At 40.8% G+C, this 4,629-nt stretch carries 7 protein-coding genes; all 7 read left to right on the top strand.

Annotation, left to right across the window (positions count from 1 at the left end; genetic code table 11):
• Nucleotides 1-604, top strand: a 604-nt coding sequence (locus E7C97_RS08965; RefSeq protein ID WP_316108981.1) for a type II CAAX endopeptidase family protein, incomplete at its 5' end; no start/stop codon positions are given.
• A gap of 151 nt (nucleotides 605-755) precedes the next feature.
• Entirely contained in the window at nucleotides 756-1,550 is a 795-nt protein-coding gene (gene ccrZ / locus E7C97_RS08970) for a cell cycle regulator CcrZ (RefSeq protein ID WP_000362994.1), read from the top strand.
• Nucleotides 1,547-2,182, top strand: coding sequence for a tRNA (guanosine(46)-N7)-methyltransferase TrmB (gene trmB, locus E7C97_RS08975; RefSeq protein ID WP_070460207.1), 636 nt, complete (start codon nucleotides 1,547-1,549; stop codon nucleotides 2,180-2,182). Before ccrZ ends, trmB begins: the two co-directional genes overlap by 4 nt.
• A 126-nt stretch (nucleotides 2,183-2,308) precedes the next feature.
• Nucleotides 2,309-2,788, top strand: a complete 480-nt coding sequence (gene rimP / locus E7C97_RS08980; RefSeq protein WP_000338687.1) for a ribosome maturation factor RimP — start codon at nucleotides 2,309-2,311, stop codon at nucleotides 2,786-2,788.
• Between the two features lie 42 nt (nucleotides 2,789-2,830).
• Complete coding sequence (nusA, locus tag E7C97_RS08985) at nucleotides 2,831-3,967, top strand: transcription termination factor NusA (RefSeq protein WP_000032287.1); 1,137 nt, start codon at nucleotides 2,831-2,833, stop codon at nucleotides 3,965-3,967.
• 22 nt (nucleotides 3,968-3,989) lie between these two features.
• The gene (gene rnpM / locus E7C97_RS08990; protein ID WP_000857562.1) at nucleotides 3,990-4,283 is read left to right on the top strand and encodes an RNase P modulator RnpM; all 294 of its coding nucleotides are present in this window, start codon (nucleotides 3,990-3,992) and stop codon (nucleotides 4,281-4,283) included.
• Nucleotides 4,276-4,575: a YlxQ-related RNA-binding protein gene (locus E7C97_RS08995; protein WP_001041383.1), complete on the top strand. Its 300-nt coding sequence runs from the start codon at nucleotides 4,276-4,278 to the stop codon at nucleotides 4,573-4,575. The genes rnpM and E7C97_RS08995 overlap by 8 nt, the downstream gene beginning before the upstream one ends.
• The last annotated feature ends 54 nt before the right edge of the window (nucleotides 4,576-4,629 follow it).

Consider the following 4,629-nt stretch of genomic DNA (forward strand, 5'->3'; position numbering starts at 1 on the left):
TTTTGATAAATTTCATGCCTTTTGTTTTGGATTTTTAGTACTAATAATCGTCATTACAGTTCCTTATACGATTAACCATGGGGATTTTTTTCAAAATGAATCTGCATTGATTATTGTAAGTCTTCTAGTAACCTCGCTGAGTGTTGTTTATGCTAGACAGTTTGAAATGATTTCTTTTGGGATGTTAAGCAAGAAACAACTTTTGCTTTTCATTGCAATCTTTCTTCTAAGTGTGCTTGAGACGCTAGTTTATATTCATTTCTTCGCTGTTTCTTCTGGCGCAGGAGTTCAACACTTGGAGGAAGTCAGCAGAGGTATTTCTCTGTCTTTGATTTTGACTACCTCAGTTTTTGGACCCATCCAGGAGGAACTCATTTTCAGAGGACTTCTTCAAGGTGCGGTTTTTGAAAATTCTTGGTTAGGGCTTGTGCTAACTTCCTCTCTCTTTTCTTTCATGCATGGACCTTCTAATGTCCCTTCGTTTATTTTTTATCTACTTGGGGGCTTGTTACTGGGCTTTGCTTATAAAAAGAGCCAAAATCTATGGGTTTCTACTCTAGTCCATATGTTTTACAACAGTTGGCCACTCTTATTTTATTTATAAAAATCATGAAAGGTAAGTAGGAGATTGTGCTTACCTTTTTCTTTTAACAAGATTGGATAAAGGGCTTTTATTTGAGAATCAGGTCTGGACTGGTTGACGAATAGCCTAAAAACTAGTAGAATAGTAAGGAAACTTTATACGGAGGAAAGAAATGGACTTGGGTGATATTGAGCTAACGCTGACCCCTATACCTGGGAAAAGCGGAAAAGCTTATATGGGAAGCTATCCTGATGGGAAGCGCGTCTTTATTAAAATGAACACCTCTCCAATCCTACCTGGTTTAGCCAAGGAACAAATCGCTCCTCAATTATTATGGACTCGCCGTTTATCGGATGGGCGTGATATGTGTGCCCAAGAATGGTTGAATGGTAAAATTTTGACCCCTTATGATATGAATCGCAAGCAGATTATCAACATTTTGAGCCGCTTGCATCGTTCGCGTCCTTTGATGACGCAATTGACTCGTTTGGGCTATTCTTTAGAAACACCTTTTGACTTGCTTCAGGCTTGGTTAAAAGATGCTCCAGAATCCTTGAAGAACAATCAATATCTAAGAATGGTAGTAGAGGATTTGCGAGGAAGCTTGCCAAACTTTAGGGAAGATTATGCAACGATCGTTCATGGAGATGTACGACATAGTAATTGGATTGAGACAGAGAGCGGTCTTGTTTATTTAGTGGATTGGGATTCCGTTCGTTTAACGGATCGCATGTTTGATGTAGCGCATATGCTATGTCACTATATTCCAGACTATCAGTGGAAAGAGTGGTTGACTTATTACGGTTACAAATACAACCAGACAGTCATCAACAAACTATTTTGGTATGCTCAATTATCCTTCTTGAGCCAGATTGCCAAATATTATACAAATGAAGATCTAGAAAATGTCAATCGGGAGATTTATGCCTTGCGTATCTTCCGTGACAAGTATGGAAAGAAGAGATGAGAGTTAGAAATCGTAAAGGGGCAACAGAATTACTAGAGGCTAATCCTCAGTATGTTGTCTTAAATCCTTTAGAAGCCAAAGGGAAATGGCGAGATTTATTTGGAAATGACAATCCTATCCATGTTGAGGTTGGTAGTGGTAAGGGTGCTTTTGTGACAGGTATGGCCAAACAAAACCCTGACATCAACTACATCGGGATCGATATTCAAAAGTCTGTTTTGAGTTATGCCTTGGACAAGGTCTTGGAAGTCGCTGTACCCAATATTAAGTTGTTGTGGGTTGATGGTTCAGATTTGACTGACTACTTTGAAGATGGTGAGATTGATCGTTTGTACCTGAACTTTTCAGATCCGTGGCCTAAAAAACGCCATGAAAAGCGTCGTCTAACCTATAAGAGTTTCTTGGATACCTTCAAGCGTATCTTGCCTGAACACGGTGAGATTCATTTCAAGACAGATAACCGTGGCTTGTTTGAATATAGCCTAGTGAGTTTTTCTCAATATGGCATGAAACTTAATGGCGTTTGGTTGGACTTGCATGCCAGTGACTTTGAAGGAAATGTCATGACAGAATATGAGCAAAAATTCTCAAGTAAGGGTCAAGTTATCTACCGAGTTGAGGCAGAATTTTAAGAAAAAGCTTAAAATCAAGCCTTCTGAGTGCTTATACTTTACATAAGTAGTCAAAAGTGCTATACTGTAAGTAAGAATATGAGAAAGTGAGGCGGGGAAATATCTTCGCCTCTTGCTTATGAGGAGGTGGACGCAATCGCAACTATCGTAGAATTAGTCAGAGAAGTCGTAGAACCTGTCATTGAAGCTCCCTTTGAACTCGTTGATATCGAGTACGGAAAGATTGGCAGTGACATGATTCTTAGTATTTTTGTAGATAAACCAGAGGGAATTACCTTGAACGACACAGCGGACTTGACAGAAATCATCAGTCCTGTCCTAGATACTATCAAGCCAGATCCCTTCCCAGAACAATATTTCCTAGAAATCACCAGTCCAGGCTTAGAGCGTCCTTTGAAAACCAAGGAAGCAGTCGCTGGAGCAGTTGGGAAATACATCCATGTTGGACTTTACCAAGCCATCGATAAGCAAAAGGTCTTTGAAGGAACCTTGTTAGCCTTTGAAGAGGATGAGTTGACTATGGAATATATGGACAAGACACGTAAGAAAACAGTCCAAATCCCATACAGTTTGGTATCAAAAGCACGTTTAGCAGTAAAATTATAGTAAAAGAAAGGAAGCTTTTGAAGATTCAAAAGTGAATAGAAGATGAGTAAAGAAATGCTAGAGGCCTTCCGCATTTTGGAAGAAGACAAGGGAATCAAAAAAGAAGACATCATTGATGCAGTGGTGGAATCACTTCGTTCAGCCTATCGCAGACGCTATGGGCAGTCTGACAGTGTAGCCATTGATTTCAACGAAAAAACAGGTGACTTTACAGTTTATACTGTTCGTGAAGTTGTTGATGAAGTATTTGATAGCCGTTTGGAAATCAGCTTGAAAGATGCTCTTGCCATTAACTCAGCTTACGAGCTTGGGGACAAGATTAAATTTGAAGAAGCACCAGGTGAGTTTGGTCGTGTAGCAGCTCAGTCTGCCAAACAAACCATCATGGAAAAAATGCGCAAGCAAACACGTGCTATCACCTACAACACTTACAAAGAGCATGAGCAAGAAATCATGTCAGGTACAGTGGAGCGCTTCGACAATCGCTTTATCTATGTCAACCTTGGCAGCATCGAAGCTCAATTGTCAAAACAAGACCAAATTCCTGGAGAAGTCTTTGCTTCTCACGATCGTATCGAAGTTTATGTCTACAAGGTTGAAGACAATCCTCGTGGTGTGAATGTCTTTGTAAGCCGTAGCCATCCAGAAATGATCAAACGCTTGATGGAACAAGAAATTCCAGAAGTCTACGACGGAACAGTTGAGATCATGAGCGTGGCTCGTGAAGCAGGTGACCGTACCAAGGTTGCTGTTCGTAGCCACAATCCAAACGTGGATGCGATCGGGACAATCGTCGGACGTGGTGGTGCTAACATTAAGAAAATTACTAGCAAATTCCACCCAGCTCGCTACGATGCTAAGAGCGATCGTATGGTTCCAATCGAAGAAAACATCGACGTTATCGAATGGGTAGCCGATCCAGCTGAATTTATCTACAACGCTATCGCTCCTGCAGAAGTTGACCAAGTTATCTTTGATGAAAACGACAGCAAACGTGCCTTGGTCGTTGTGCCAGATAACAAGCTTTCTCTTGCGATTGGTCGTCGTGGACAAAACGTTCGTTTGGCAGCTCATTTGACTGGCTACCGTATCGATATCAAGTCTGCAAGTGAGTTTGAAGCCATGGAAGCAGCAGAACAAGCTGACCAGGTAGAAACAGACGAATTGGTCGAAGAATAAAAGCTGATCAGAGGAGGGAAGGATGAAAACTAGAAAAATCCCTTTGCGTAAGTCTGTTGTGTCTAACGAAGTGATTGATAAGCGTGACTTGCTCCGTATTGTCAAGAACAAAGAGGGACAGGTCTTTATCGACCCGACAGGCAAGGCTAATGGTCGTGGCGCTTATATCAAGCTAGACAATGCAGAAGCCCTTGAGGCCAAAAAGAAAAAAGTCTTTAACCGTAGCTTTAGTATGGAAGTTGAAGAAAGCTTTTATGACGAGTTGATTGCCTATGTCGATCACAAAGTGAAAAGAAGAGAGTTAGGACTTGAATAAACAAAAAATTGCCAATCTCTTGGGGCTTGCTCAGAGAGCAGGGAAAATCATCTCGGGTGAAGAAATGGTGGTCAAGGCCATTCAAGACCAGAAAGTAAAACTGGTATTTCTCGCCCATGATGCTGGTCCCAACTTGGCCAAGAAGATTCAGGATAAAAGTCATTATTATCAAGTAGAAGTTATTACCGTGTTTTCAACACTGGAATTAAGCATAGCAGTCGGAAAATCAAGAAAAGTTTTGGCTGTCACAGATGCTGGATTTACAAAGAAAATGAGGTCTCTTATGGAATAGAAGAGGAGGACATGATTTGTCTAAGAAAAGATTGTACGAAATCGCAAAAGAACT

It is taken from the genome of Streptococcus sp., from assembly GCF_032481935.1.
Lineage (GTDB): Bacteria > Bacillota > Bacilli > Lactobacillales > Streptococcaceae > Streptococcus.